This window comes from Nocardia wallacei (assembly GCF_014466955.1).
GTDB lineage: Bacteria > Actinomycetota > Actinomycetes > Mycobacteriales > Mycobacteriaceae > Nocardia > Nocardia wallacei.
Map to the genome: position 1 here is coordinate 3,704,102 of NZ_AP023396.1, position 26,289 is coordinate 3,730,390.

Genomic DNA, 26,289 nt, shown 5'->3' on the forward strand with positions numbered 1-26,289 from the left:
GGACGCCGCGCACACGCCGAACGGTGGGGACGGGTGGACGGCCGAGCATGGGCGGGCAACCGGGTATGAGTGCGAAACCACGCACACGGCGAACCGCGGGCAGCGGGCAACCGGGCACACGCGGAACGGCACGCACACGCCGGACTGTGGACAGGAGCGGGCGGCCGAGCATGGGCGGGTGGCCGGGTGTGCTGGAAGCCGCGCACGAACAGAACGCGGGCAGGAACGGCCGGCCGTGAACCGCAGCGCGGCCAGGACCGGGAGGGTGCGGTGACCAGTGTGATGCACCGGGTGGCACAGGTTCTCGCGCGGCAACACGAAATGCCGGAACCGCCCGCGGCCGGGACGGTCACTCTGCGGGCCCGGCAGGTCAGCGTCGACCGCGGCGCCGGGGGCCGCGTGCTCGACCACGTGGACATCGACGTGGTGGCGGGCCAGATCCTGGCGCTGGTCGGCCCGAACGGCGCCGGGAAATCGACGCTGCTCGGGGCACTGTCGGGGGAACTCGACACCGCCACCGGCACAGTCGAACTCGACGGCCGGCCGATCCAGCGGTGGACGCCGGTCGACATGGCCCGCCGCCGCGCCGTCCTGCCCCAGACCCACACCGTCGGCTTCCCCTTCACCGCCCGCGAGGTCGTCGCCATGGGCCGCGCGCCATGGGCGCGCACCACCCGCCAGGACGACGACGAGACCGCCATCGCCGCCGCGCTGGCCGCCACCGACACCGAACACCTCGCCGCCCGGCCCTTCCCCGCCCTGTCCGGCGGCGAACGCGCCCGCGTCGCCCTCGCCCGCGTCCTGGCCCAGGACACCCCCACCCTGCTGCTCGACGAACCCACCGCCGCACTCGATCTCGGCCACCAGGAACAGGTCCTGCGCCTGGCCCGCGCCCGCGCCGGACACGGCGCCGCCGTCGTGGTCGTCCTGCACGACCTCGGCATCGCCGCCGCCTACGCCGACCGCGTCGCCGTCCTGGAATCCGGCCACCTCGCCGCCTGCGGCCCCCCGCGCGACATCCTCACCACCACCCTGCTGTCCCGCGTCTACCAGCACCCGGTAGAAGTCTTCGACCACCCCCGCACCGGCGCCCAACTGGTCCTGCCCGCCCGCGGCTGACCCCGGCGCGGGCCGACCGGTGCCCGGGACACCTCGAGAGGCGACGCCCGCGCAGACCGAGCGCGCGGCACGGCGCCGCTGCGGTCCCGCTCGCCTCGGCGACAAGCGCTGTGCGGGCCCCCACGGCAATCGGCCCGGGCGGTATCGCCCAGCCCCGGACAGCATTCCGGGCGGGGCACAGGCCGCCCCGCCCGGAATGGACGTCATACCAGCTCGTCACGGTGTCGTGCACCTGGCCGCGCCGTCGTAACAGGTTGTCGCGCCGAGGTTCTCGGCTCGCCTACCGGTCGGGCCGGTCGTCGTCCTCGTCCGGGCGGGCATGATCCGGGACGCCGGGGTTCGGATCCCGGGCGAGATCGATCAGCGGATGCACGCCGGCGCCCTCCGGCGCCGCGTGTTTGCCGTGGCTCGTCGTCTGCTGCGTATCCCCGTCGTTGGTCACGCCCTTCAGGTTAACGGAGCACCGTGCTCCGGTTGCAACCCGCCACGCGTGTCACCGCCACACCAGCTTGAGCACCGCCGGGGTCAGCAGCATCCGAATCACGGTGGCGTCCAGCACCAATGCCGCGATCATCCCGTAGGCGATGTATTTCATCAGCACCAGATCCGAGAACCCGAACGCGCCGGTGACCACGATCAGGATCGCCGCGGCCGAGGTGATCACCCCGCCGGTGTGGGCGACACCGTACCGGATCGCCTCCGCCGGCTCCGCCCCGTTCGCCCGCGCCTCGGCCATCCGCGACTGCAGGAACACCTCGTAATCGGTCGACAACCCGAACAGCACCGTCACGATCAGCACCAGCACCGCGAACATCAACGGCCCCGGCGTGAAATGAAACAGCCCCGCCCCGTGCCCCTCCACGAAGATCCAGGTCAAAATGCCCAGCGTGGCACCGAGACTCAGCGCGCTCATCACCACCGCCTTCACCGCCAGCACCAGCGACCGGAACGCCGCATACATCAGCGCCACGGCGGCGAGCACCAGAATCGCCGCCAGCAGCGGCAGACCGTCGATCAGACCGCGGATGGCGTCACGTTCCAGCGCCGGCACGCCCGCGACCATCACCCGCACCCCCGGCGGTTCCGCGATCGCGCGCAGCGCCGCGATCGCCGCGTCGGCGTCGCGCTCGTCGACCAGCCCGGTCGCCAGCACGTTCACCCCGTTGGTGGTCGGCGCGGACGCCTCGAACGGCCCGGTCAGCCCCGGCACGAAATTGGCCTGGAACCGGATGTCGGACAACTGCTGCGCGTCCGCGCCCACCACCACCAATTTCAATGGCTCGGTACGGAATTCGGGGAACAGGGCGTCGAACTTCTCCTGCGCCACCCGCGCCGGGGCGTCCTGGGCCAGATAGCGTTCACTCAAACCGCCGAAAGCGATGTGGCGGAACGGGATCAGCAGCGCGAGCAGCGCCAGCACCACCGGCACGATCACCCGCGCCGGGCGACGCATCGCGAAACTCGCCAGCCGGGCGAAGAACCCGTCGTCGAGCTGCTCGGCGGTGCGGATCCCGGCGAACCGGCCCCACCCCCACAGGTCGATGCGCCGGCCCACGATACCCAGCGCCGCCGGCAGCGCCGTCACCGACAGCAGCGCCGCCAGCAGCACCGAGCTGATGCCGCCGTAGGGCACCGACCGCAGCACCCCGTTCGGGTAGATGAACAACGCGCCCAGACTCACCGCGATGATCGCCGCCGAGAACAGCACCGTGCGGCCCGCGGTGGCGACCGTGCGGGCCGTGGCCTCCTCCACGCTGCGCCCCGCCGCCAGCTCCTCCCGGAACCGGGTCACCGCGAACAGCCCGTAGTCGATGGCCAGGCCCAGACTGACCAGGGTCACCACCGCGCTGGCGAACACGTTCACATCGATGTAGCCGGTCAGGGTCCGCATCATGCCCTGACTGCCCAGGATCGTCATACCGCCGATCAGCACCGGCAGCAGCGCCCCCACCACACCACCGAACACGAAATACAGCAGCACCGCCACCAGCGGCAGCGCGATCAGCTCCGCGCGGTGGATATCGCGCTGCATACCGATATTGATGCCCTCCACCACCGGTTGCAGGCCCGCCAGCTGCACCGTCGTCCCGCCCGGCCCGCCGCCCGCGACCCCGGCGGCCAGTTCGTCTTTCACGGCGAGATAGTTGTTCACCGACTCGGTGTCCTCCCCGCGCAGCCCGATACTGGCGAAGGCGTGCGTGCGGGAGGCGTCGGCGAACTGGCCCATCATCGAGCCGTCGAAGTAGCTGTCGATCTTCTGGATGCGGTCGGGATATTTCGCGCGCAACTGTGCCAGCGCGGTCGTGACCGCGGCCCGCACCGGCGGGTCGTCGACGGTGCGGCCCGGCGGGGCGGTGTAGAGGACGATGATGTCGGCGTCGCGGTCGCGGCCGAAGGTCTCGTCGGCGATCTTGGAAGCCACCACCGATTCGCTGTGCTCGTCGAACCAGCCGCCCTGGGTCAGCCGCGGGCCCAGGTCGCGGCCGAACAACCCCGACAGCGCGACCACCGCGAGCGCGACGGCCAGCACCACGAACCGGTGGCGGTGCACGAACCGGCCCCACCGCATCGACAACTGCCGCACCACAGCCGAACTCAGCCGCAGGCCGCGGTCTTGTAGTCCGCCGAGCGCAGGATCCCGCACAGGTCTGCGCGGGAGATCTTCCAGGTGCCGTCCCTGTCGACGAAATGCACGATCGTGGTGCGCACGTTGGACCCGGTGCCGTCCTTGTCCAGGCGCATGGTGGCGGTGAGGGTGCCGTCGCGGTTGTCGAAGACCGGATCGGTGACGCCGTAGACCGCGTGGGGGTTGTCCTGCATCGCGCGGTACATGTCGGGGATGGCGTCCTTGAACGCCTCGCCGTCCTCGATCAGGGCGGTGCGCTCGCTGTCGGGCAGCGACGGGTCCAGCGCGCGCTTGATCTGCGCGTCGAGTTCGGCGGCGGTCGGGATCGGCGGGCGCAGCGCCCGGCTGGTCGCGGCGGCCTGCGACGAGGACGTCATGGCGGCATACGCCGAGGAGCGGGCCGCGGCCACCGAATCCTCGTCGGTGTCGCTGCCGCACGCCCCCGCCAGCACGGTCAGCGTCAGCAGCGGCAGCAGCGCCGCTGCCGATCGTCGCAATGCCATCTGCGTCCTCACCGTCGTCGAAAGTTACCGGTAGTTCTCCTACAGTCTGTCATGCGCCGCGCCCCACCCCACGCATCTCCGGCCCTCCGACGAAATGCCTTGGCGGGCAACGGGTTACGAAAGTATCGGCGGCAAGACGGTGCGAGGGCCGTGGGCAAGCTGCCGAAGCACCGTGGGCAAGAAGCTGCCGAAGCTGCGGGGGCAAGGAGCTGCCGAGCACCGTGGGCGAGGAGCTGCCGAAGCTGCGGGGGCACAGAGCTGCGGGGGCAAAGAACGGCGCCGGGTGCTGGTGGGTGCGAAACATTGGGGCGAGGAGTTGCCGGAGTATTCGGGGACGAAGGCTATGGCCGGTGAGGACCGGGGTGTTCGGGCGAGGAGTGGTCGCGGTGGCGCCGGGTGCGGAATTGCCCCGGTGTCGGCGGTGAGGGGTTACCGGCCGTCGAGGACGGCGCCGAGGCGGCCGAGCAGCCCGCGGGCGGTCGTGCTGGCGCGGTCGGGGACCGGGGTGGCGGCGGCGATCAGGTCGCGTACCGCGGCGACGACACTGCGCTCGTCGCCGAGGTCGATATCGGTGACCCCCGCCGCGGCGACGGCCGTCACGTCCTCCGGGCCGGGCACCGCGGTGGACCGGGCGGCCTCGGCGCGGTAGATCTCGAGGGCCAGCGTGGCACCGACCGTGCGGAAGGCGAACCAGCGCCCGTCACCGGTGACACCGAAACCGTGCGCGAACGGACCGACGGTAATGTCCTCGACGATGAATCCAGACATGCGGTCTGTTTTCAACGCGTCTCCCTGGCTCGGCAGTGATGCACTGTCCACGGTAACCCGCCGGTGCGACAGAATGGCACGGCCGTCCCTGACGTGTCGCCGAAACGCGATGCCCGGGAAAGACCCCGGCGCGCGGTGACCGTCCGCGACCATGGTCAGATGAAGACGCACGCATGAATCGTCGGCAGTCGGCGCGAGTGAGGAGTTCGGGGCATGGGTGGTCGCGGGAACCGGCCGGGCGGCCGCAGGTGGCGGGGATGGCCCGTGGCGCTCGCCGCCGCCGTCGCGGTGACCGTCGCGGGCTGCTCGTCGGGCGGCGATGACCACGCCACCGGTCCGGGCGCCGCCCCCGCCACCGCCGCGGTCGCACCGCCCGCCGCCACGCCCGCCGGGACGGTGACCCCCGCCGGACCCGTCGCGGCCCTGCTGGCCGAGCCCGCGACCGGGCGCGTCGCGGTCCTCGACACCGACCGCGTGACCCTGCGGCTCCTGGACGCCGCCGCGCCCGCCCGCACCCTCACCCTGCCCGCCCCGGCCACCACCCTCGCCGCTGGCGCCCCCGGGCAGATCCTCGCCACCGCGGGCCGTGTGCTGGTGCGGATCGACGCCGCCACCAGCGAGTTGCGCAGCACCCCGCTCGACGGTGAGGGCCGCGCCGCGGCCCGGCGCGCCGACGGCACCGTCGCGGTCGGCCTGGCCGGGGGCCGCGTGGCGATCCTCACCCCGGAAGGGCAAGTGGCACAGACGATCTCGGACCTGCCGGGCATCGACGCGCTCGCCGCCGCCGGCAACGCCGTCGCCGTGCTCGACCGCGCCCAGACCGTCCTCACCCAGCTCGACCTCGGCGACGGCGCACCCGGACTGGCCCTGCGGGCCGGCCTCGGCGCCACCCAGCTGACCGCCGACCACTTCGGCCGGCTGCTGGTCACCGACACCGCCGGGGGCGCGCTGCTGGTCTACACCGCCGATCCGCTCGTCCTGCACCAGCGCTTCCCGGTAGGCTCGTCGCCCTACGCGATCGCCTACGATCAGCGGTCCGAGACCGTGTGGGTGACGCTGACCGCGAGCAACGAAGTGGCCGGCTTCGACCTGTCGACAGGTATACCGGAGGAAGTGGGACGCTTCGCGACGGTACGCCAGCCCGACACGCTGACCATCGACCCACGCACCGGCGACATGTTCGTGGGATCCGCCACCGGCGACGGCCTGCAGCGGATCGGCGCGGACGAGAGGAAGAGAGGGCAGTGATGACTCGGGCCTCGGCGCACCGCAGGTCGATCCCCGCCGACTGGGAGGAGACCAGCGAAGAGGGAGAATACGAATACGTCCCGCTCCGACTACCTCCCGAGGTCACCCGCGTGACCGCCTCGATGCGGCTGGCGATCCAGGCCGAATTCGGCGGCTGGGAACTCTCGCGCGTCCGCGCCTACACCGACGGCAGCCGCAAGGTGCTGCTGCGCCGCCGCAAGACCACCTTCCCCGTCGCGGAAACGGGGATGTGACACCCATGTACTCCTTACTGCTGCGGCTGATGTTCCTGCTGCCCCCCGAACGCGTCCACCACCTGGTCTTCACCGCGCTGCGGCTCGCCACCCGGATCGCGCCGCTGCGCGCGCTGCTGGCCCGCCTCACCGTGGTCGGCGACCCGATCCTGCGCACCACCGCCTTCGGCGTGGAATTCCCCGCGCCGCTGGGCCTGGCCGCCGGATTCGACAAGGACGCCGCCGGGGTGAACGCCTGGGGCCCACTGGGTTTCGGCTACGCCGAGATCGGGACCGTCACCGCGCAGGCACAGCCGGGCAACCCGGCGCCGCGGCTGTTCCGGCTGCCGCCGGACCGGGCGCTGATCAACCGCATGGGATTCAACAACCAGGGCGCCGCCGCGGCCGCCGAACGGCTGCGCGCCCGCCGCCCCGGCGGCGTGCCGCTGGGCGCCAACATCGGCAAGACCAAGGTGACCCCCGCCGAGCAGGCCGCTGCCGACTACGCCACCAGCGCCACCCTGCTAGGCCCGCTCGCCGACTTCGTCGTCGTCAACGTCAGCTCCCCCAACACCCCGGGCCTGCGCGACCTGCAGGCCGTCGAATCGCTGCGGCCGCTGCTGCGCGCGGTGCTCGACTGCGTGCAGGTGCCGGTCCTGGTCAAGATCGCCCCGGACCTGTCCGACGACGACATCGACGCCGCCGCGGACCTGGCCGTGGAACTGGGCCTGGCCGGGATCGTCGCCACCAACACCACCATCCGCCGCGACGGCCTGGCCACCCCCGCCGCCGAGGTCGACGCGATGGGCGCCGGCGGGCTGTCCGGTCCGCCGGTCGCCGCCCGCTCCCTCGAGGTGCTGCGGCGGCTCTATGCCCGCGTCGGCGACGACCTCGTGCTGATCTCGGTGGGCGGCATCGAGACCGCCGACCAAGCCTACGAACGCATCCTCGCCGGCGCCACGCTGCTGCAGGGCTACACCGGCTTCATCTACGGCGGCCTGCTGTGGACCCGCCGCATCCACCGCGGCCTGGCCCAGCGCCTGCGCGCCGACGGCTACACCACCCTCGCCGAAGCTGTCGGCGCCGCCCACAAAGCCCGTACCTGAGCCGCGCGCTCAGCCCGACAGCCGCGGCGGCTCCGCGATCGCCCCCGTGCGGCGCAGCGCCGAGCCCGACAGCACCGGTTCGGCCGCACGCCGGGTGCGGCCGCCGGAATGGCGGCGCAGCCGCTCGATCATCCGGCGCGACAACAGGATCACCGCCTGCTCGTAGCGCACGCCCAGGGCGGCGGCGCGGTCGGCGACCCCGCGCTGCGCGGTCCGGTCGTGCACGGCCGTGGGATCGCTGAGCAACTCGTCGAGTTCCATGCCCGCCAGCGCCTGCTCGCGGGTCAGCCGATGTTCGGGCAGCCAGCTCAGCCGCCACACCGCCGCCCCGGCGCCGTCCACCCGGAACGCGTGCTCGGGGGTCCGGTCACTGATCATGGCCCAGTCGGTCGTTTCGATCGTCACGGCTGTCTCCTCTCGGGTCGCCGCGCCCTGCCCCGCGGTGTCACCGCGGTGTCCGGGCGGCTACCCAATACATCGGCGCCAGTAGCCGAAAAGTTGCGGAATGTGTCGCCGGCGTCGGCGACGTGGTGTCGAGGGTCGTGGTGTCGAGGGTCGTGGTGTCGAGGGACGGAGCCTCCCCGCCGGCGCGGTGCCGGAGGTGCCGTGCCCCGCAGCGGGTGCGCGGCCGGGGCACGAGGCCGGGGTCCGCGCGGCCGGCGATACGCTCGGCCCGTTCGGTGCGGTGTGGCGGCGCGCCCGGCGCGACCACCGTGCGCGGGCGGCGTCGGCGGTTCGGTCCGCTAGCCGCGATATGCGGCCACGTCGGCATCGCGCTCGGCGGCTTCGGGCATCCGGCGGCGGTGGATGCGCCGTTCGGGCGGAGTTGCTCCGACCATCAGAACCTCCTGGAGACGCCGGCGACAGAACGCCGACCCCACAGCGTCACTTGCCGGTTCCATTCGGGCAAATGCCGCGATAGGTTATAGATAGCCGGAATTGCCGCCCGCTAAACCGCGCAAAGCCCGGCCGTTTCGCTTATGGTCTCCCCAAGATCACCGCGCACCGGACGGAGGTGGCCGCCCCGATGGCGGGACAGGACGATGCGGTCGCCGCCGTGCGCACCGTGCTCGCCCGGCTGTGCAAACGCGCGGGGCTGAGCCCGAAACGCTTGCGCAGCACCGAGATCGACGTGCGGCCCCTGCTCGGGCTGTACGTGATCGACCAGCACGCCCGGCTGACCGGGACCGACCCCGCCGAGGCCGCGCTGCCCGTCGTCGCCGACCTCGCCCGGCAATTGCCGCCACCACACCGGCTCATCGTCGATGTCGGGCTGGCGCTGGGCCTGCTGCGCGGCGGGCTGCCCGACACCGTCGACCCCGCCCGGCTCTACGCCCCCGACCTCGGCCGACGCCGCGACTACCTCAGCGCCCACTGGCCCGCCCTGCTGCGCGCGGCCGGGACCGAGAGCACCGCCGCGCCCACCCCCACCACCCGGCAACTGCGCGGCCGGCTCGAACACGAGGCGTTCACCCTGCTGGCCCAGCGGCTCGTCACCGCCTCCGGCTACGCCTCGGTGCTGCCCACCCGGCCGGCCGGGGCGGCGGGCGAGGGCCGCGCCGGCACCGTGACCGTCATCGGCGACGCCGTGCTGGACAACATCTGCAGCATCATCGACCATTTCCCCGGACCCGACGACCCGGCCACCGGCACCTTCCGCGACCGGCCCGGCGGCAAGGGCCTCAACCGGGCGGTCGCCGCGGCCCGCCTCGGCCTGCACGTGCGGCTGATCTCCGTGGTCGGCGACGACCTGCGCGGTCGCCGCGTCCTCGACCACCTGCGCGCCGCGGGCGTCGACACCGACCTCGTGCGCGTCGTGCCCGGCGCCGACACGCCCGTGGCCGTCGTCCTGGTCACCAGCACCGGCGAACCGCTCAACATCGCCTGCCCCAACGAGCGGGTCCGCCTCACCCCCGAGGACCTGCACACCACCGCCGCCCGCCACGCCATCGCCGACGCCGACGCGGTCCTGCTCACCTTCGAACCACCCCCCGCGGTGATCGAGACCGCCCTCGAACTCACCGCCCGCGAACAACGCCCCCGCCTGCTCGTGCAACCCGCGCCCGCCGCCGACGGCCCGCAGCGGTTCTACCGCCACTTCGACGCCATCGACTACCTCATCGGCACCCGCCGCGAACTCGCCGCCCTGGCCCCCGCCGGTGAACCCGGCGACCTCGACGACGCCGAGCTGTGCCGCCGCCTGCGCGCGCTCGGCGCCCGCACCGTGTGCATCGCCGAGGGCTTCGCGGCCCACGTCCGCTCCGACGACCTCGACCTCGACATCGGCCGATTCCCGGTGGTGCTCGAGGACTCTCCCGGCGCGCCCGCCGCCTTCGTCGCCGCGCTGGCCCACCGCATCGTCGCCGCCGACGGGCGCCGCCCCGGACCCGACGACTTCCGCTGGGCGACCGCCGCCATGGCCGCCACCCAGTCCACCGGCGACATCTCCGCGGCCATGCCCACCGCGGCCGCCGTGGACCGCATGGTCGAACTCGCCGCCGAAGCGCACGCCCACGGCGCGCGGTCCCGGTGACGCTCGATGTTCGCCAGACTGTCGCGGCCCGGTTGACGGGGCCGCGTGCGGGCACTCCCGGAAGGCGGCTATCGTCTGCTGCCATCGTGCTCGACCCCCTCGTCGCCGGGGACGCGGACCTCCGCACCCGGCTGCCCGCGGTAGGACCTGCGATCCCTCGGAGGAGCATTTGACAGCCCAGCTGGACCAGACCGGACCCGGCACCGACGACCCGGGACACCACCCGGACGACACCGAACACCGCATCCGCCGCAAGGGTGGCGAACTCACCGTCCGCGTCCGCCAACTCCACGACACCAGCGACGGCGGCACGATCCTGCTGTTCGGCCCCGTGGCCGACGGTTGCCTGGTGCGCATCCACTCCCGCTGCCTCTACGGCGACGTCCTGCAGAGCGACGACTGCGACTGCGGCCCGGAGCTGGACAAGGCCATGGACCTGATCCAGGCCGAGGGCGCCGGTGTGCTGATCTACCTCGAGCAGGAGGGCCGCGGCTCCGGGCTGATCGCCAAGGCCCGCGGGCTGCGCTACAGCGAGCGCCACGGCGTGGACACCTTCACCAGCTACCGCGAGCTGGACTACCCGCTCGACTGCCGCTCCTACGCGCCCGTCGCCGCCGCCCTGCGCGAGCTGGGCCTGCGATCGGTGCGGCTGCTGACCAACAACCCCGAGAAGATGGCCGCGGTGGCACAGGCCGGGATCGCGGTGGAACCCGTGCAGCTGATCACCGTGCCGCGCAGCGAACGCGCCCGCGCCTACATGCAATCCAAACGCGAATTCCGCGGCCACTGGCTGCCGGAGTTCCGCGTCGACCCCGCCGCGGCGCTGCCGCCCGACGCGCTGCCCGCCGCCGGCACCTGCGCCCACCCGGCGGGCGTCGTTCCCGCCACCGGGTAGACCCCGGCCGGTGTCGGATACGTCACATTTGCCGCATCGCACCGATAGGATGGGTGAGCCGCGTCACTCGGTGCCGCGACCGCCAGCCGTGCGTTTCCGATCTCCCTTCGGCGAGTTCGCGCCGTCGCCTCTGGCGGAGCGTCCCCCAGGCTCGGTTCGTCCACCGATCGGGAACAAGGGAAATGACGACAGACATCGGCTACACACACCAATCCGGCGTCACGGTCCGTACCGTGCCGGAGGCCTTCCAGCAGACCCTGACCCTGCGCCCGCACCAGGTGGCGCTGCGCACGGTCGGCGGCACCCAGCAGATCACCTGGGCCGACTACGACCGCCGGGTGCGGGCGATCGCGGCGGGCCTGGCGAAACTGGGCGTCGGCCGCGGCGACACCGTCGGGCTCATGCTGACCAACCGGCCCGAGTTCAACCTCGTCGACACCGCGGCGCTGCATCTGGGCGCGGCGCCGTTCTCGGTCTACAACACCAGCTCCCCCGAACAGCTCGCGCACGTGTTCGCCAACGCGGGCAACACCCTCGTCGTCACCGAGCGCGCCTTCCTCGACGCCGTGCAGCGCTGCGGCACCGAGTTCGCGCACATCGTGCTCGTCGACGGCCAGGCCGCCGGCACCGTGTCGCTGGCCGACGTGGAAGCCGACCCGGCCCCCGGCTTCGACTTCGACGCCGCCTGGCAGGCGGTGCGACCCGGCGACCTGGCCACCCTCATCTACACCTCCGGCACCACCGGCCCCTCCAAAGGCGTCGAGATCACCCACGCCAACATCGTCGCCCAGATCGCCGGGTTGACCGCCCAGGACGGCCCGCTGGTGGTCGGCATCGACGACCGCGCGGTGTCCTACCTGCCCGCCGCGCACGTCGCCGACCGCATCTCCGGGCACTGCGCCAACCTGTTCACCGGCGTCGCCATCACCTGCGTGCCCGACCCCCGCGAGATCGCCGCCGCCCTGCCCGACGCCCGGCCCACCGCCTTCTTCGGTGTGCCGCGGGTGTGGCAGAAGATCAAGGCCGGTATCGACGCGAAACTGGCCACCGAGGCCAGCCCCGTGAAGAAGGCCCTCGCCGGCTGGGCCATCGGCACCGGCGTCGCAGCCGCCCGCGCCCGCCTCGCCGGCGGCGGCGTCAGCCCGCTGCTGCGCGCCCAGCACGCCCTCGCCGACGCGCTGGTGCTGTCGAAACTGCGTGCCGCGCTCGGCCTGGACGAGCTGCAGGTCGCCGCCTCCGGCGCCGCCGCGATCCCCCCGGAAACCCTCGAATACCTGCTCGGGCTCGGTTTCACCGTGACCGAGGTGTGGGGCATGTCCGAAACCACCGGCGTGGGCACCTTCACCGAACTGCACAGCCCGCGCCCCGGCTCGGTCGGCCGCGCCCTCGACGGCGTCGAGCTGCGCCTGGACAGCGACGGCGAACTGCTCGTGCGCGGCGCCGTCGTCACCCCCGGCTACCGCGGCATGCCCGACAAGACCGCCGAAGCCCTCGACGACGACGGCTGGCTGCACACCGGCGACGTCGCCACCATCGACGGCGACGGCTACGTCACCATCGTCGACCGCAAGAAGGAACTCATCATCAGCGCGGCCGGCAAGAACATCTCGCCCACCAATATCGAGAACGCGGTCAAAGCGGCGTCCTCGCTCGTCGGGCAGGTGGTCGCGGTCGGCGACGCCAAGCCCTACATCACCGCGCTGATCGTGCTCGACCCCGACACCGCCGCGGTGCGCGCCAAAGCCCTCGGCACCCCCGACGCCGATGTCGCCGCCCTGGCCACCCGCGCCGAGATCGTCGAGGAGATCCGCGCCGCGGTGGTCTCCGGCAACACCCGCCTGTCCCGGGTCGAGCAGATCAAACGGTTCCGCATCATCGCGCAGGCCTGGGAACCCGGCGGCGAGGAGATCACCCCCACCCTCAAACTCAAGCGCAGCCCGATCGCCGCCAAATACGCCGCCGAGATCGCCGAACTCTACGGCGACCCGGTCCCCGAAGGCGTCATCGACCTGCGCTAGCGCCCACCGGACGAAACGGCGCCGCGCGCACACCCGCACAGAGCGCGGAAAGACCTGTGGCCCGGACACCTTCGGCCCGGGCCACAGGTCTGCGAGGAGCGCGGCCTACTTCACCTCATAGGTCGCGGTGATCTGCGCGCGGGCGATGGCATGTGAGAACAGATTGAACCCCAGGAACGCCGGCGTGGCGTTCTCGTCGAGACCCAGCGACTCCACATCCACCGCGTGCACGGTGATGAAGTACCGGTGATAACCGTGCCCGGCGGGCGGCGCGGCCCCGACATACCCGGCGAACCCGCCGTCGTTGCGCAACTGCACCGCCCCCGCGGGCAGCACCCCGCCCTCGCTGCCGGTGCCGCGCCCCAGCGTCGTGATCGACGCCGGGATATCCGCCAGCGCCCAATGCCAGAACCCCGACGCCGTCGGCGCGTCCGGATCGAACACGGTGACCGCGAAACTCTTCGTCTGCGCCGGGAATCCCGACCACGACAGCTGCGGCGAGATATCCTTGCCGCCCGCCCCGAACACGCCACTGACCTGGTCGTTGCCGAACGGCTGACCATCGGTGACATCCTCGGAGGTCACGGTGAACGCCGGCAGCTGCGGCAGCGGCGCGTAGGGATTGTAGGAATAGTCGGGCACGAGACCGTCCTTTCGAGATCGTCAGCTGTGCAGGAGGAAATGCTCCAGGACCCGGGTGCCGAATTCCAGCGCATCGACCGGGACCCGCTCGTCCACACCGTGGAACAGCGCCGAGAAGTCCAGATCCGGCGGCAGCCGCAGCGGCGCGAAACCGAAGCAGCGAATCCCCAAGCGGGCGAACGCCTTCGCGTCCGTGCCGCCGGACAGCATATAGGGCACGGTACGTCCGTGCGGATCGTGCGCGAGGATCGCGTCGTTCATCGCGTCGACCAGATGCCCGTCGAAGGTGGTCTCGTAGGAGTCGAGCTTGGTGATCCACTCCCGCTCCACATCCGGCCCGATCAGCTCGTCCACTTCGCGCTCGAACGCCGCCTGCCGTCCCGGCACCACCCGGCAGTCCACCACCGCCTCGGCGGTCTGCGGAATCACGTTCGCCTTGTACCCGGCGCGCAGCATGGTCGGATTTGCCGTGTCGCGCAGGGTGGCGCCGATGATGCGCGAGATGGTGCCCAGCTTCGCCAGCTGGCCCTCGATGTCGGGCCCGGCCGGATCGAACGCGAGACCGGTCTCCTCGCTCACCGCCGCCAGGAACTCCGCCACCGAATCCGACAGCACCAGCGGGAAGGTGTGGGTGCCCAGCCGCGCCACCGCCTGGGCCAGGATGGTCACCGCGTTGTCCGCGTGCAGGAACGAGCCGTGCCCCGCACGGGCCTTGGCGCGCAACCGCATCCAGCCCAGGCCCTTCTCCGCGGTCTCCACCAGATACAGCCGCCGCTCGGTGCCGTCGCGGCGCGGCACGGTCAGCGAGAAACCGCCGACCTCGCCGACCGCCTCGGTGACACCGTCGAACAGATCCGGGCGATTGTCGGCCAGCCACTGCGACCCCCACCGGCCGCCGTTCTCCTCGTCGGCGAGGAACGCGAACACCAGATCCCGCGGCGGCACCGTGCCCTCGATCTTGAACTGGCGCGCCACCGCCAGCATCATGCCGACCATATCCTTCATATCGATCGCGCCGCGGCCCCACACATAGCCGTCGCGCACCGCGCCGGAGAACGGGTGCACACTCCAGTCCGACGCCTCCGCGGGCACCACGTCCAGATGCCCGTGCAGCATCAGCGCGCCGCGGCCGGAGTCCGCGCCGGGCAGCCGCGCGAACACGTTGCCCCGGCCCGGCGCCCCCGATTCCACGTACTCGGTGGTGTAGCCGGCCTGCTGCAGCTGATCGGCCACCCACTGCGCGCATTCGCGCTCGCCCTTGGTGGTCTCCAGCTCGCCGGTGTTGGAGGTGTCGAACCGGATCAGCGTGCTGACCAGATCGACCACCTCCGACACGGCGCGGGACACGGGTTCGGCTCGGGACTCGTCACCAGGTGCAGACACGTTCCCCTTCCTACCATCGCCCCGGCACCCCACCATGCGTTGGCCGCACCGTGCGCGCAATCGGCCGCGCTCAGCCCGGCACGGTGATCTTCTGCGCGCCGATGCGCGCCATGCGCTCGCGACCCCACGCCCCCAGCGGCGCCAGCGCGCGATCGAGTGCGCGGCCCTGCTCGGTCAGCGAGTACTCCACCCGCGGCGGCACCTCCGGATACACCTCGCGGTGCACGATGCCGTCCTGCTCGAGTTCGCGCAGCTGCTGGATCAGCATCTTCTCCGACACGCCGGGCAGGTTGCGGCGTAGCTCACCGAACCGGCGCACCCCGTTGTTCTCCAGCTCCCACAGGATCAGCACCTTCCACTTACCACCCACCACATCCATTGCCGCATCGATACCGCAGAAATACGGCCCGGATCTGTTCGCGCCCATCGCCCCAGCCTAGCCAGCGCGACACCGTTGTGGCCGATACCAGCGCGAGCACCCCGCGGCGGCGACAAGTCCCAAACCTGCCCGCCGCGCCTTGCCCGGCCCGGTGCGGCGGACCTAGCGTCGGCGCAGGCGACCCAGAAGGGAGGCGGCGCATGAGTGTCCGTGCCCGCCAACGCGTCCGGCGCCGCACGACCGCGCCGCCGCGTGCCGCCGCCGCGCTGCTGCGTGCCGCCGCCGCGCTCGTCCTGGCCGCCGCCCTCGCTTGCGCGGCCGGACCCGCCGCCGCCGACCCGCCCGCCCGGTCGGATGCCGCCGCGCGGGCGCTGGCCGCCGCCCGGCCCGCCACCGACGGCTCCCGCCTGGTGGCCGCCGTCCCCGGTCCCGGCCGCGTCGTCGAACTGACCGTGCACTCCGCGGCGATGGGCCGCCCGGTGACCGTCGCCGTCGCTCCCGCCGCCGACCCCGCGCGGCCCGCCCCGGCGCTGTATCTGCTCAACGGTTTCGACGGCGGCACCGGCGCCGGCGGCTGGCGCGCGGGCGGGAACTGGTTCACCCGGACCGACGCCGTGGACTTCTTCGCCGACCAGCAGGTGACCGTGGTGATGCCGGTCGGCGGGGGCGGCAGCTTCTTCACCGACTGGCGCGCCGACGATCCCGTGCACGGCCGCCAGCGCTGGACCACGTTCCTGGCCCACGAACTGCCCGCCGTGATCGACTCCGCGTTCACCGGCACCGGCGCCAACGCCATCGCCGGGCCGTCGATGGCGAGCATTTCGGTGCTGCAGCTGGCCATCGCCGCGCCCGGGGTGTTCCGCGCGGTCGGCTCCTACAGCGGCTGCGCCCGCACCAGCGACCCCTTCGGCCAGGTCATGGTCGACACCATCGTCACCGGCACCCAGGGCAACACCCTCAACATGTGGGGACCCCCGACCGACCCCGCGTGGGCGGCCAACGACCCCTACCTGCACGCCGAGAAACTGCGCGGCACCGCGGTCTACATCGCCTCCGGCAACGGCGCCCCCGGGCCCCTGGACACCCTCGGCGGGCCCGGCATCGGCGACAACCCGGCGACCCTGCTCGACCAGCTCGTCATCGGCGGACTGCTCGACGCGGTCGCCGGGCGCTGCACCGTGCAGGTGCGAGATCGGTTGCGGGAGTTGAACATTCCCGCCACCGTCGACCTGCGTCCGAACGGCACCCACTCGTGGGGTTACTGGCAGCAGGACCTGCGCAACTCCTGGCCGATGTTCGCCGCGGCGCTCGGGCAGTGAGCGGCGCACCCGTCGCGCCGCGCTCGTGTCCGAACCTGTTGGTGGACTTGATATTTCGTACGCCACACCGCATCGGACGGCGCGCGCGCCGCACCGCCGACCGCCGGATCGGCGGCGCACCGACGCTAGGCTGACCCTGTGCCCGGATCACCCCCTCCCCGCCGCCGGTTCGGCCGCGGCGCCGCGCCGACATGACCGGCGCGGGCGACCGGCCCGCCGGTTCGGCGCCGGGCGGCGATTTCGAGGTCGTGGCGATCGCGTCGTCGGCCGGCGGCATCACCGCGCTCAGCCGGATACTGGGCGGGCTGCCCGCGGACTTCCCGGTGCCGGTGCTGGTGGTACAGCACCTGCACCCGCGCCACGACACCATCATCGCCGACGTCCTGAACCGCCGCACGGCACTGCCGGTGCGGCTCGCGACCGCCGGCGAGCGCGCCGAATCCGGCGTCGTCCACATCGCCCCACCCAACTTCCACCTGCTGGTCGAATCCGATCGCAGGCTGGCGCTGACGAGCAGCGAACTCGTCCACTTCGTGCGGCCCGCGGCGGATCCGCTGTTCGAATCCGTCGCCGCCGCCTACGGCCCGGGCGCGATCGCCTGCGTGCTCACCGGCTCGGGCAGCGACGGCGCACGAGGCGCGAGCGCGGTGAAATCGCGCGGCGGCACGGTGATCGTCCAGGACCCCCGCGACGCGCAGTGCACCGGCATGCCCGCAGCGGCGCTCCGCACCGGCACAGCCGACCTCGTGGTGACCCTGGCCGAGATCGCCCGCACGATCCGCGACCTCGTCGGGCGATCGGCGCGCTGACCGATCCGCCCACATCGACGCCCGCCGCCGCACAGCCCGCCGCGCACCCTGTCCGACCGCCGCCGCGATGCCTATGGTCGATACGGCACCACGCCGCCACCGGAGAGGCACGCAGCATGACCGACACCGTCCACACCTTCACCGACGACGCCCTGGGCACCCTCGATGCCGTCGCGCTGGCCGCCGACCTCCGCGCCGGCCGCCGCGGCCACCGCGAGGTGCTGGAAGCCGCGATAAACCGTGTGCGACAAGCGAATTCGCGACTCGACGCGGTGCAGGCCGAATGCTTCGACCGCGCCCGCCGCGCCGCCCCGGGCACTGGCGACTTCGCCGGGGTGCCCGCCGTGATCAAGGACAACACCGACGTCGCCGGGCTGCCCACCTGCCACGGCTCGGCCGCGTTCGTGCCGCGCCCCGCCCGCCGCAGCAGCGGACCCGCGGCACAATTCCTCGCCCAGGGATTCGCCCTGCTCGGCAAGTCCACCCTGCCCGAATTCGGGCTCACCGCCAGCACCGAATACGTCGACCGGCCCCCCACCCGCAACCCCTGGAACACCGAGCATTCCGCCGGCGCCTCCTCCGGCGGCTCGGCCGCCCTGGTCGCCGCGGGCGCGGTACCGATCGCGCACGCCAACGACGGCGGCGGCTCCATCCGCATCCCCGCCGCCGTCAACGGCCTGGTCGGCCTCAAACCCACCCGCTGCCGGCTGCTCGACCAGCCCGGCGTCCGGCAACTGCCCGTGCACCTGGTCGCCGAGGGCGTCCTTACCCGCACCGTCCGCGACACCGCGCACTATCTGGCCGCCGCCGAACGCTTCCGGCCCAACCCCGACCTGCCGCCGATCGGACTGGTCGAAGGACCCGGCGATCGGCGCCTGCGCATCGGCATCGTGCGCCACGACATCCTCGGGCGCGCCGTGCATCCCGAGACCGAGGCCGTACTCGACTCCGCCGCACGCACTCTCGCCGCCGCGGGCCACGACCTCAGCGAGACCCGCCTGGCGGTCGACCCCGGATTCGCCGAGGACTTCAAGACCTACTGGGCACTGTTCGCGGTCGTCATGACCGCCTCGTTCACCACCACCCACCCCACCTCGTTCCGGCCCTGGAAACTGGACCCGTTCACCCGGGGACTGGCCCGCAAGGTGCTGCGCGACCCGCGCGCCGTGCCACCGGCGATACGGCGGCTACGCACCGGCACCGCCCTGTACGACGCGCACTTCACCGACGTCGACGCCCTGCTGTCGCCGGTGCTGTCCCATCCCGCGCCGCGCCTGGGCGAGCACGCACCCGACCAGCCGTTCGAGCGACTGTTCGACAAGCTGATCGACTACGTCGGCTTCACCCCGTTCAACAATGTCGGCGGCGGTCCCGCCATCGCGGTGCCGCACACCCTGATGAGCGGCAACCTGCCCGGCTCGGTGCAGCTCTGCGCGCCCCGCGGGCACGAACGCGTCCTGCTCGAGCTGGCCTACCAGATGGAACAGGCCAGCCCCTTCCCGACGATCGCGCCGCAGCCGTAACGCCGTGCTGCGCGTGCTCGGACGCCGGGCGGCGGCCGCGCCCGATAATCGAAGGCATGCCCCTACCGTTCCTGCTGTTGCAGCTGCGGCCCGAACACTCGGCCGCCGACGACGAGTACCGTGCGGTGCAACGCATCTCGGGACTGGCGCCGGACCGGCTGGTGCGCATCCGGATGGACCGCGAACTGCCCGACCTGGCACTCGACGATTTCGCCGCCGTCCTCGTCGGCGGCGGACCCAGCAACGTCAGCAACCCCGACGCCGCCAAATACGACTACCAGCGGCAATTTGAGCCGATCCTGCGCACACTGGTCGCCGAGATCGTCCGCCGCGACTTCCCCTACCTGGGCGCTTGCTACGGCCTCGGCATCCTCGCCGACGTCCTCGGCGGCCGGGTCAGCCGCGAACGCTACGCCGAGACCGCCGGCGCCCAGACCATCGAACTGACCGCCGCCGCCCGCACCGACCCGCTGCTACGGGGCCTGCCGCGCTCGTTCCGCGCGTTCGTCGGGCACAAGGAATCCTGCCAGGACGTCCCGCCCGGCGCGGTGCTGCTGGCCGGTTCGTCCGGCTGCCCGGTGCAGATGGTGCGCGTCGGCGACCACGTCTACGCCACCCAGTTCCATCCCGAACTGGACGGCGACGGCCTCGCCCTGCGTATCGAAACATACCGGCATGCGGGATATTTCGACCCGGACGAGGCCGACGACCTGATAGCGCTGGGCCACCGCGAGACGATCACGGCGCCCGGTGAGATTCTGCGCCGGTTCGTCGCCCGCTACGGCGACGACCGGCATCGGGACTGAGCCGCGGAACCTATTCGGCCGCCGGGGCGCCCTGGGTGCCCAGCACGAAGCTGCTCTGGCCGTTACCGTCCACGCCGGCGTCGAGGATCTTGTCGTCCAGGAAGGCCGCGGCCTGCTGGTCCAGGAAGATACGCGAACCTTCGGCGGACATCACCTGATCGTCGGCCGCCGGTTCGGCGGCCAGCGCCAGCTGCAGCGTCTCGGCGCCGTCGTCGGTGAAGATGCGCAGGCCCGCATCCTGAGGGGTGCCCTCCGCGGAGGTGATCGTGCGAACGACCTCGATGGCGGTGGGAGTGAGCATCAGCATTGTCGGGTTCCTTCCCGCGGTTGTGGGAGTTCTCGGTCGGCAGTGCGTTCTCCCCCGAGTAGCCAGGCAGTCGCGGACGAAACACAACTTTCGCGATCCACGACAGATCCCCTGCTCGAGCGAACAGCCGACACACCGCCGGGGCAGGGAATTCCACAGAAGGTGAAGGCGCATCATGATCAAGGTGTTCCTGGTCGACGACCACGAGATCGTCCGGCGCGGACTGGTCGACCTGCTGTCGGAGGATCCCGAACTGACCATCGTCGGCGAGGCCGGCGACGTGGCCCACGCACTGGCCCGCATCCCCGCCCTGCGCCCCGACGTCGCCGTACTCGACGTCCGGCTGCCCGACGGCAACGGCATCGAACTGTGCCGCGACCTGCTCTCGCGCATGGACGAGCTGCGCTGCCTGATCCTCACCTCCTTCACCGACGAACAGGCCATGCTCGACGCCATCCTCGCCGGGGCCAGCGGCTACGTGGTCAAAGACATCAAGGGCATGGAACTCGCCGCGGCGGTCAAGGCGGTCGGTGCGGGCCGGTCGCTGCTGGACAACCGCGCCGCGGCCGCCCTGATGGACCGCCTGCGCCGCAGCACCGAGCCCGACGGCCCCCTGGCCGCCCTCACCGACCAGGAACGCAAACTCCTCGACCTGCTCGGCGACGGACTCACCAACCGCCAGATCGCCGAACGCATGTTCCTCGCCGAGAAGACCGTCAAGAACTACGTCTCCCGCCTGCTGGCCAAACTCGGTATGGAACGCCGCACCCAGGCCGCCGTCTACGCCTCCAAACTGCGCACCGGCCAGACACCGTCGCACTGACACGTGCTGTTCAGCCGTGCGGAGGCTCCCCCGTCACCACGTGGTCGGCGTGGTTGAGGCCCTCCCGGACCAGCCGCGCCAGATGACCGTCGCGAATGCGGTAGACGACCCGCCTGCCCTCGCGGCGGGTCGCCACCAGCCCCGTGAAGCGAAGTTTCGCCAGATGCTGACTGACCGCGGTACGCGAGGCCCCGCACGCCTCGGTCAACGCGCTGACATCGGCCTCGGTCTGCGCCAGCAGCCACAGGATGTGCAGCCGGGTCGGATCCGACAGCATCCGGAAGGTCGCCGTCGCCGCGTCGAGATGGCTCTGATCGGGTGCGACCGGATGCACCAGGCTCGGTGCCCGATCCGCGGGCGCGCCGTCGGCCATCCGGTCACCGCCCTCTCGCCACCGCCATACCGATCCCTGCCGCGGCGCCCGCAGGCCACACCCGCGCCGCCGCACTGGCAGCCAGTGTAGCCACGCCACCCAGCGCGACCGCCGCGATCGCCTGCCCCGCGGTCGCGCCCAGCCAGCCCGCGACGGGATAGGTCAGCAGGAAACCCGCGTGCGACAACGAGAACTGCGCGGTGAACACCGCAGCCCGCGTCTCGGGCACCGAGCGGGCACGCAACAGCCGCGCCGAGGGCGTATTCACCATCGAAGTCCCCGCACCCAGCGCGATCCACACCACCCCCAACAGCATCCACCCCACGGCGGGACCCGGCCGCAGCGCCGCGAGCCCGGCCGCGACCAGCAACCCGATCGGCAGTACCGCACACCCGGCGAGCATGAGCCGCCGGTCGGCCACCACCGCCAGCAGCCGCGGCACCGACAGCGCCACCACCATCGACCCGCCACCGAAACAACCCAGCGCCACCGCCATCGCGGCCCCCGACCCGCCCAGCAGATCCCGCACGTACACCACGGTATTCACCACCACCAGCGCCGTCGCCGCGGCGACCGCGAGGTTCATCGCCAGCAGACCACGCAGCACGGGATCGGCCAGCATGATCCGCCCGCCCCGCGTGATCCGCCCGATCAACGGCCCCGCGTCCTCGGCGAGCACCGGCCGCGGCAGCCGCGTGCGGGCCACCAATGCCGCCGAGGCGGCGAATCCCGCCGCGGTACCGACGAACAGCACGTGACATCCCGCGACGGCGAGCACCACCGCGGCCAGTACCGGGCTCAGCAGCGATTCCAGATCGTAGGCCAGCCGCGACAACGACAGCCCCCGCGTGTAGTCCGCCTGCTCGACCAGCACCGCCGGGATCACCGACTGGAACAACGGCGTGAACGTCGCCGACGCCGACTGCAACACGAACACCAGCACATACACCTGCCACACCTGCCCGACCCAGGGCAGCGTCAGCGCCACCACCGCCCGCGCCACATCCGCCGACACCAGCACCCGCCGCCGCGGCAACCGCTCGGCCAGCGCCGAAATCACCGGCGCCACAGCCACATACGCCACCATCTTGATCGCCAGCGCCGTGCCGAGCACCGCCCCCGCCGCACCCCCGGCCAGGTCGTAGGCCAGCAGACCCAGCGCCACCGTCAGCAGCCCGGTCCCCACCAGAGCCACCACCTGCGCGGTGAACAGCCGCCGGAATTCCCGGCACCGCAGCACACCGATCACAGCTGACCTCACTCCCAACCGCCGCACACATTAGGTGCGCACTTGCGCACATAATGTACTCAGTGCGATCCGCCGACCGCAATGCCGTAAGTCCCCGCCCGGCCGCAGCCGTCAGGCCGAGTCGGCAGGCTCGTCGGTGATGGCCAGACCGAGATGCTCGATGTGATAGACCGCCTCGTCGAGCAGCATCGCGACATGGTTGTCGTAGAGGCTGTAGATCATGCTGCGCCCCTGCCGGGTGGCGGTCACCAAGCCCAGGGCGCGCAGCAGGCGGAGCTGATGGGACACCGCGGACTGCTCCATCTCCACCGCGTCGACCAGGTCGCCGACCGAGCACGCCCCGTGCCGCAGGCGCGTGAGGATGCGCAGGCGGCTCGGCGTGGCCAAGGCCTGCAAGGTCGCCGCGACGGTGGCGGCCGAGTCGGCATCCAGCTGTGCGGGGGGCGTCGTTCTGCCCTGGACTCCGTGTCCCACAGGCGCTACTGTACCGCCCTGGGTTCACATGAAGACGTCTTCATGTATTCCTGTAAGGTCGGATCGAGGACGGAGTAGGTATGACGACATCGCTGCTGGACCGCCCGCACACCGACCGCGCCCGCCCCGGGCACGGTGGGCGGACTCGCGCCCTCGCGCTGCCCGAGGTGCGCTGGGCCGCGATCGCGACCGCGTTGTTCGTCGCCGGGGCGGTGGCGCACGCGACGGGCGCACCGCCGTGGCTGTGGTGGGCGCTGTATCTGGCCTGCTACGGGTGCGGCGGCTGGGAGCCGGCGCTGGCGGGCCTGAAAGCGTTGCGGGACAAGACACTCGACGTGGATCTGCTGATGATCGTCGCCGCGCTCGGCGCCGCGGCGATCGGTCAGGTCTTCGACGGCGCGCTGCTGATCGTCATCTTCGCGACCTCCGGCGCGCTCGAGGCGGTACTCACCCAGCGCACCGCCGACTCGGTCCGCAGCCTGCTCGACCTGGCGCCCGACCGCGCGACCGTCCTCGACCAGGGCCGGGAGCGACTCGTCGACGCGGCCGCGGTGATCCCGGGCCAGGTGCTGGTCGTGCGTCCCGGCGAGCGCATCGGCGCCGACGGCACGGTGCTCTCCGGCGACAGCGACGTCGACCAGGCCTCCATCACCGGCGAACCGCTGCCGGTCGCCAAGCACACCGGCGACGAGGTGTTCGCCGGGACCGTCAACGGCACCGGAGTGCTGCGGGTGCGGGTGGATCGCGCGGCCGCCGACTCGGTCGTGGCCCGCATCGTCGCCATGGTCGAGCAGGCCTCCGCGACCAAGGCCGGCGCGCAGTTGTTCATCGAGAAGGTCGAGCAGTGGTATTCGGCCGGGGTGGTCGCGGCCACCCTCGCGGTGCTGCTGGTGCCGCTGGCATTCGGTGCGCCATTGCAGTCCGCGCTGTTGCGCGCGATGACATTCATGATCGTGGCCTCGCCGTGTGCGGTGGTCCTGGCGACGATGCCGCCCCTGCTCGCCGCGATGGCCAATGCCGGCAGGCACGGCGTACTGGTCAAATCGGCGGTCGTCATGGAACGGCTCGCCACCGTCACCACCGTGGCGTTCGACAAGACCGGAACCCTCACCCAGGGCACTCCCGAACTCCGCGACATCCACTGCCTGCACCCCGACCTCGACGCCGACCGGCTGCTCACCCTCGCCGCGGCAGCCGAGCACCCCAGCGAACACCCCCTGGCCCGCGCCATCGTGGCCGCGGCCGACGCTCGCGGCCTGACCCTGTCCACCGCAACGGATTTCGACTCGATGCCAGGCCGCGGCGTCCGTGCCACGATCGGCGCACACGCGGTCGAGGTAGGCAACCCGTCCCGCCTCCTGCCCGCCGCGCAATCATCCGGCCGTGTCGCCGAGGTGGTCGCGGCGGCGGAGTCGGCGGGCCGGACGGCCGTGGTGGTCCTGCTGGACGGCGCCGCTGCCGGTGTCCTGACCGTCGCCGATCGACTGCGCCCGGCGGCGACCGGCATCGTGCCCGCGCTCACCGAGCTCACCGGGACCCCGCCGATCCTGCTGACCGGCGACAATCCCCGCGCGGCGCGGGCACTCGCCGAGCAGGTGGGCATCACCGACATCCGCGCGGGCCTGCTGCCCGAGGACAAGGTCGCCGCGGTGCGGGAACTCGAATCCGCCGGGCGCCGCGTCGCCGTCGTCGGCGACGGAGTCAACGACGCACCGGCCCTGGCCGCCGCCCACACCGGAATCGCCATGGGCCGCACGGGTTCCGACCTCGCCCTCGACACCGCCGACGCCGTGATCGTGCGCGACGACCTGACCACCGTCCCCGCCGTCCTCACCATGGCGCGCCGCGCGAAACGCGTGGTGGTGGCGAATCTGGCCATCGCCGCCACCTTCATCGCCGTCCTCGTGATCTGGGATCTCGCCGGGCACCTGCCCCTCCCGCTGGGCGTCGCCGGACACGAGGGCTCGACCGTGATCGTCGGCCTCAACGGCATGCGCCTGCTGGCCACCCGCGCCTGGACCGCCGCCGCCCGCATCGGCCGGTCGGGCTCTACATCCCCAGCCGCGCGATGATCCGCTCGGCGACCTTCTCGGTCCCCACCACGTTCGGGTGGTACAGACCCGCCACAGCGGTCGGATCGGTGCGTTGCGGCAGATGCCGGAAGTCGAAGACCCACGGATCATCGGTGCACGCGGTGTGTTCCTCGGCCTCGGGGACGGTGACGGTGTGCGCGCCGGTGGCCCGAGCGGCCTGCTCGGTGGCGGCGAGGAGGCCGTCGTAGGTCCGGCGCGCCGCGACCGCCTGCTCCGGAGTCATGGGCGCCGCGGCGCAGGTGGTCGCGGTAGCGGAGAGCACCGGCAGATACTGGACCAGCAGCACGCGCGCCTGCGGCGCCCGGTCGCGTACCGCCCCGACGATATCGGCCAGCGACCGGGCGACCGCGGCGAAGTCGTCCTGCGTAGCCGGAGCGGTCCGGGTCACCCGATCACACAGCCCCGACACACCGCCCGCCAGCAACTCGCACCCGCTCCCGGCCAGCATCGAACCGACCAGATTCAGGTCGTTGCCACCGACGGTGACGGTGACCAGCCGCGTATAGGAGGTGACCGCGCCGATCTGCGGCGGCATGACCGTGCCCGCTACGGTCTGCGAGCGGTTCAGGACATCGGCCGTCGTCGCCCCCGAACAGCTCGCGTCGACCAGATCCAGCCCGGCCGCCGCGGCGACCCGATGAGCGTAGTTCTGCCCGGACCGCGCACACGGCCCATCCTCCACCGGCTCCAGTCCCGGCCCCGCGGCGTACGAACTGCCCAGCGCCACATAGCGATCCCCGCTCGGCGCGGTGACCCCCTGGGCCGCCCCGCCGCACAGCGCCACCGCCAGCACCGCACTCACGGCCGACAGCATTCGTGACTTCACATCCACCTCCGCGTCCACCCCGCAGCCGAGTGGGTACGAGCGTACCCGCCGCCCCCGACAAGACGATGCCTCACCGCGCCCCGCACCGACCGCTCGGTGCTCCTCACACGAATTCTGCAGGGGGAGAACGAGTTCCGGTGCGAGGAGGGTGTGCGAGGCGCTCGAGATGCCGCGCCCGGTGCGGGTAACGGTCGAGGTGTACCGAGGACGTGGGCGTGCTAGAGTGCTTGTCGA

At 72.2% G+C, this 26,289-nt stretch carries 26 protein-coding genes; 13 read left to right on the plus strand and 13 right to left on the minus strand.

The features are described 5' to 3' along the window. The first annotated feature begins 282 nt into the window (after nt 1–282). Entirely contained in the window at nt 283–1,119 is an 837-nt protein-coding gene (locus tag NWFMUON74_RS16405; protein ID WP_187689212.1) for a heme ABC transporter ATP-binding protein, read from the plus strand. Nucleotides 1,120–1,399: 280 nt separating this feature from the next. Here NWFMUON74_RS16405 and NWFMUON74_RS16410 read toward each other — a convergent pair whose 3' ends face one another. The 4 genes from NWFMUON74_RS16410 to NWFMUON74_RS16425 form a co-directional block, all read right to left on the minus strand. Beyond that, nucleotides 1,400–1,561, minus strand: coding sequence for a hypothetical protein (locus tag NWFMUON74_RS16410; protein ID WP_187688636.1), 162 nt, complete (start codon nt 1,559–1,561; stop codon nt 1,400–1,402). Between the two features lie 51 nt (nt 1,562–1,612). Next, nucleotides 1,613–3,688, minus strand: a complete 2,076-nt coding sequence (locus tag NWFMUON74_RS16415) for an MMPL family transporter (protein WP_425300417.1) — start codon at nt 3,686–3,688, stop codon at nt 1,613–1,615. 26 nt (nt 3,689–3,714) lie between these two features. Next, nucleotides 3,715–4,248 (minus strand): WKL family lipoprotein, encoded by a 534-nt coding sequence (locus NWFMUON74_RS16420; protein ID WP_187688637.1) that lies wholly within the window; start codon nt 4,246–4,248, stop codon nt 3,715–3,717. 429 nt (nt 4,249–4,677) lie between these two features. After that, entirely contained in the window at nt 4,678–5,016 is a 339-nt protein-coding gene (locus tag NWFMUON74_RS16425) for a hypothetical protein (RefSeq protein WP_187688638.1), read from the minus strand. A 213-nt stretch (nt 5,017–5,229) separates the two neighbouring features. Between NWFMUON74_RS16425 and NWFMUON74_RS36570 the strand changes: the two genes are divergently transcribed. The 3 genes from NWFMUON74_RS36570 to NWFMUON74_RS16440 are packed head-to-tail and all read left to right on the plus strand — an operon-like array spanning nt 5,230 to nt 7,603. After that, a complete protein-coding gene (locus NWFMUON74_RS36570) occupies nt 5,230–6,264 on the plus strand; it encodes a YncE family protein (RefSeq protein ID WP_269475338.1) in 1,035 nt (344 codons plus the stop codon). Continuing rightward, nucleotides 6,264–6,518 carry a DUF5703 family protein gene (locus NWFMUON74_RS16435; RefSeq protein WP_187688639.1) on the plus strand — a complete coding sequence of 85 codons (255 nt, stop codon included), beginning with the start codon at nt 6,264–6,266 and terminating at the stop codon, nt 6,516–6,518. The genes NWFMUON74_RS36570 and NWFMUON74_RS16435 overlap by 1 nt, the downstream gene beginning before the upstream one ends. 5 nt (nt 6,519–6,523) lie before the next feature. Beyond that, the gene (locus tag NWFMUON74_RS16440; RefSeq protein ID WP_187688640.1) at nt 6,524–7,603 is read left to right on the plus strand and encodes a quinone-dependent dihydroorotate dehydrogenase; all 1,080 of its coding nucleotides are present in this window, start codon (nt 6,524–6,526) and stop codon (nt 7,601–7,603) included. A gap of 9 nt (nt 7,604–7,612) precedes the next feature. Here the strand turns inward: NWFMUON74_RS16440 and NWFMUON74_RS16445 are convergent, their stop codons facing one another. Further along, nucleotides 7,613–8,008, minus strand: a complete 396-nt coding sequence (locus NWFMUON74_RS16445) for a hypothetical protein (RefSeq protein WP_187688641.1) — start codon at nt 8,006–8,008, stop codon at nt 7,613–7,615. A 622-nt stretch (nt 8,009–8,630) separates the two neighbouring features. Between NWFMUON74_RS16445 and NWFMUON74_RS16450 the strand changes: the two genes are divergently transcribed. The 3 genes from NWFMUON74_RS16450 (at nt 8,631) to NWFMUON74_RS16460 (ending at nt 13,049) form a co-directional block, all read left to right on the plus strand. After that, nucleotides 8,631–10,136, plus strand: coding sequence for a PfkB family carbohydrate kinase (locus NWFMUON74_RS16450; protein WP_187688642.1), 1,506 nt, complete (start codon nt 8,631–8,633; stop codon nt 10,134–10,136). Between the two features lie 169 nt (nt 10,137–10,305). Continuing rightward, nucleotides 10,306–11,031 carry a GTP cyclohydrolase II gene (locus NWFMUON74_RS16455; protein ID WP_232111066.1) on the plus strand — a complete coding sequence of 242 codons (726 nt, stop codon included), beginning with the start codon at nt 10,306–10,308 and terminating at the stop codon, nt 11,029–11,031. 182 nt (nt 11,032–11,213) lie between these two features. Then, complete coding sequence (locus NWFMUON74_RS16460) at nt 11,214–13,049, plus strand: AMP-dependent synthetase/ligase (RefSeq protein WP_187688643.1); 1,836 nt, start codon at nt 11,214–11,216, stop codon at nt 13,047–13,049. Between the two features lie 105 nt (nt 13,050–13,154). On the opposite strand, the gene NWFMUON74_RS16465 is transcribed toward NWFMUON74_RS16460, so the two are convergent. The 3 genes from NWFMUON74_RS16465 to NWFMUON74_RS16475 all read right to left on the minus strand — a co-directional run bounded on the left by NWFMUON74_RS16465 (nt 13,155) and on the right by NWFMUON74_RS16475 (nt 15,501). Beyond that, nucleotides 13,155–13,691, minus strand: a complete 537-nt coding sequence (locus tag NWFMUON74_RS16465) for a YbhB/YbcL family Raf kinase inhibitor-like protein (RefSeq protein WP_187688644.1) — start codon at nt 13,689–13,691, stop codon at nt 13,155–13,157. A gap of 21 nt (nt 13,692–13,712) precedes the next feature. Then, nucleotides 13,713–15,026 (minus strand): M20/M25/M40 family metallo-hydrolase, encoded by a 1,314-nt coding sequence (locus NWFMUON74_RS16470; RefSeq protein ID WP_232111176.1) that lies wholly within the window; start codon nt 15,024–15,026, stop codon nt 13,713–13,715. 118 nt (nt 15,027–15,144) lie between these two features. Further along, nucleotides 15,145–15,501 (minus strand): winged helix-turn-helix transcriptional regulator, encoded by a 357-nt coding sequence (locus tag NWFMUON74_RS16475; RefSeq protein WP_187688645.1) that lies wholly within the window; start codon nt 15,499–15,501, stop codon nt 15,145–15,147. Between the two features lie 152 nt (nt 15,502–15,653). Between NWFMUON74_RS16475 and NWFMUON74_RS16480 the strand changes: the two genes are divergently transcribed. The 4 genes from NWFMUON74_RS16480 (at nt 15,654) to NWFMUON74_RS16495 (ending at nt 19,910) form a co-directional block, all read left to right on the plus strand. Next, entirely contained in the window at nt 15,654–16,772 is a 1,119-nt protein-coding gene (locus NWFMUON74_RS16480) for an alpha/beta hydrolase (RefSeq protein WP_187688646.1), read from the plus strand. Between the two features lie 191 nt (nt 16,773–16,963). Beyond that, nucleotides 16,964–17,581 (plus strand): chemotaxis protein CheB, encoded by a 618-nt coding sequence (locus NWFMUON74_RS16485; protein ID WP_187688647.1) that lies wholly within the window; start codon nt 16,964–16,966, stop codon nt 17,579–17,581. 116 nt (nt 17,582–17,697) lie between these two features. After that, nucleotides 17,698–19,104, plus strand: coding sequence for an amidase (locus NWFMUON74_RS16490; RefSeq protein ID WP_187688648.1), 1,407 nt, complete (start codon nt 17,698–17,700; stop codon nt 19,102–19,104). Between the two features lie 56 nt (nt 19,105–19,160). Beyond that, the gene (locus NWFMUON74_RS16495) at nt 19,161–19,910 is read left to right on the plus strand and encodes a glutamine amidotransferase (protein ID WP_187688649.1); all 750 of its coding nucleotides are present in this window, start codon (nt 19,161–19,163) and stop codon (nt 19,908–19,910) included. A gap of 10 nt (nt 19,911–19,920) precedes the next feature. Here the strand turns inward: NWFMUON74_RS16495 and NWFMUON74_RS16500 are convergent, their stop codons facing one another. Next, on the minus strand, nt 19,921–20,217 hold the full coding sequence (locus NWFMUON74_RS16500) for a hypothetical protein (protein WP_187688650.1): 297 nt from the start codon (nt 20,215–20,217) through the stop codon (nt 19,921–19,923). A gap of 175 nt (nt 20,218–20,392) precedes the next feature. On the opposite strand from NWFMUON74_RS16500, the gene NWFMUON74_RS16505 reads away from it, so the two are divergent. Further along, a complete protein-coding gene (locus tag NWFMUON74_RS16505) occupies nt 20,393–21,040 on the plus strand; it encodes a response regulator transcription factor (protein WP_187688651.1) in 648 nt (215 codons plus the stop codon). A 10-nt stretch (nt 21,041–21,050) separates the two neighbouring features. On the opposite strand, the gene NWFMUON74_RS16510 is transcribed toward NWFMUON74_RS16505, so the two are convergent. The 3 genes from NWFMUON74_RS16510 to NWFMUON74_RS16520 all read right to left on the minus strand — a co-directional run bounded on the left by NWFMUON74_RS16510 (nt 21,051) and on the right by NWFMUON74_RS16520 (nt 23,136). Then, nucleotides 21,051–21,413: an ArsR/SmtB family transcription factor gene (locus tag NWFMUON74_RS16510; RefSeq protein ID WP_187688652.1), complete on the minus strand. Its 363-nt coding sequence runs from the start codon at nt 21,411–21,413 to the stop codon at nt 21,051–21,053. A 4-nt stretch (nt 21,414–21,417) separates the two neighbouring features. Next, nucleotides 21,418–22,662, minus strand: a complete 1,245-nt coding sequence (locus NWFMUON74_RS16515) for an MFS transporter (protein WP_187688653.1) — start codon at nt 22,660–22,662, stop codon at nt 21,418–21,420. 111 nt (nt 22,663–22,773) lie between these two features. Then, on the minus strand, nt 22,774–23,136 hold the full coding sequence (locus NWFMUON74_RS16520; RefSeq protein WP_187688654.1) for an ArsR/SmtB family transcription factor: 363 nt from the start codon (nt 23,134–23,136) through the stop codon (nt 22,774–22,776). Nucleotides 23,137–23,216: 80 nt separating this feature from the next. Between NWFMUON74_RS16520 and NWFMUON74_RS16525 the strand changes: the two genes are divergently transcribed. Continuing rightward, a complete protein-coding gene (locus tag NWFMUON74_RS16525; protein WP_187688655.1) occupies nt 23,217–25,208 on the plus strand; it encodes a heavy metal translocating P-type ATPase in 1,992 nt (663 codons plus the stop codon). Here the strand turns inward: NWFMUON74_RS16525 and NWFMUON74_RS16530 are convergent. Next, nucleotides 25,186–26,055: an SGNH/GDSL hydrolase family protein gene (locus NWFMUON74_RS16530; RefSeq protein ID WP_187688656.1), complete on the minus strand. Its 870-nt coding sequence runs from the start codon at nt 26,053–26,055 to the stop codon at nt 25,186–25,188. The two genes, NWFMUON74_RS16525 and NWFMUON74_RS16530, sit on opposite strands and share 23 nt — an antisense overlap. Nucleotides 26,056–26,289: the final 234 nt, after the last annotated feature.